The sequence below is a fragment of the Candidatus Viridilinea mediisalina genome (assembly GCF_002532535.1).
In the GTDB taxonomy this organism is placed as follows: Bacteria; Chloroflexota; Chloroflexia; order Chloroflexales; family Chloroflexaceae; genus Viridilinea; species Viridilinea mediisalina.
Genome location: NZ_NQWI01000303.1, coordinates 1 through 831, shown reverse-complemented (window position 1 = coordinate 831; position 831 = coordinate 1). Strand labels below are relative to the sequence as shown.

The following is an 831-nucleotide window of genomic DNA, read 5'->3' as shown; positions in this document are numbered from 1 at the left end:
GACCCCAGCCGACTAAAGTCGGCACTCCATCGGAGACCAAACTGTAAAGTAACTATGAACCATGTCTAAAGCTGAAAACCTTTCTCTGAAACCTTCCCTAAGCACATGAATACTGCTTTTCGGCTATCAGCATATCAGCCCTGATGCAAGGCTTGCTCTTCGGGCCAATCGAGGCAGCGCAGCACGCCGGGGGTTTCTGTGTGATAGCGCCACCCACTTTCGGGGCAGCACATGATGCCAGTGGCCGCTGGGGGTGGCAAGCGCTGACCATGGCGACTCATCCAGCCCCGTTGGATGGCAGGAACCCCCAGCATCAAGGCGTAGTCGGGCACATCGCCGCGCACGACTGCGCCAGCCCCAATGAAGGCATAGCGCCCAATTGTTGCCCCGCAGACAATCGTGGCATTGGCTCCAATCGTCGCGCCACGGCGCACAAGGGTGCGTTGGTATTGGCTATGGCGCACAATCTGCGAGCGCGGGTTGATCACATTGGTGAAGACACACGACGGCCCGCAGAAGACATCGTCCTCTAGTTCAACGCCGGTATAGAGGCTGACATTGTTCTGTACCTTCACATTGTTCCCCAGCGTCACCCCACTTGCCACCATCACATTCTGCCCTAAGACGCAGTGTGCCCCAATGGTAGCATGGGGCATAACATGGCAGAAGTGCCAAATCTTGGTACCTGCACCAATGGTGCAGGGTTGATCAACGTAGGCACTGGGGTGGATGAAGACATCAGACATAGGAAACCTCTAAGAAGCTGTCTGAAAAGCCGGGGGGCACACGCTGGAGTGCCGGCTTTAGCCGGCTAAAGCCGGCACTCCAACG

The 831-nt window shown here is 56.8% G+C and carries 1 protein-coding gene; it reads right to left on the bottom strand.

The window, feature by feature from the left end; all coding sequences use genetic code 11:
- Window positions 1–134: 134 nt before the first annotated feature.
- Window positions 135–746: an acyltransferase gene (locus CJ255_RS22165; RefSeq protein WP_097646218.1), complete on the bottom strand. Its 612-nt coding sequence runs from the start codon at window positions 744–746 to the stop codon at window positions 135–137.
- Window positions 747–831: the final 85 nt, after the last annotated feature.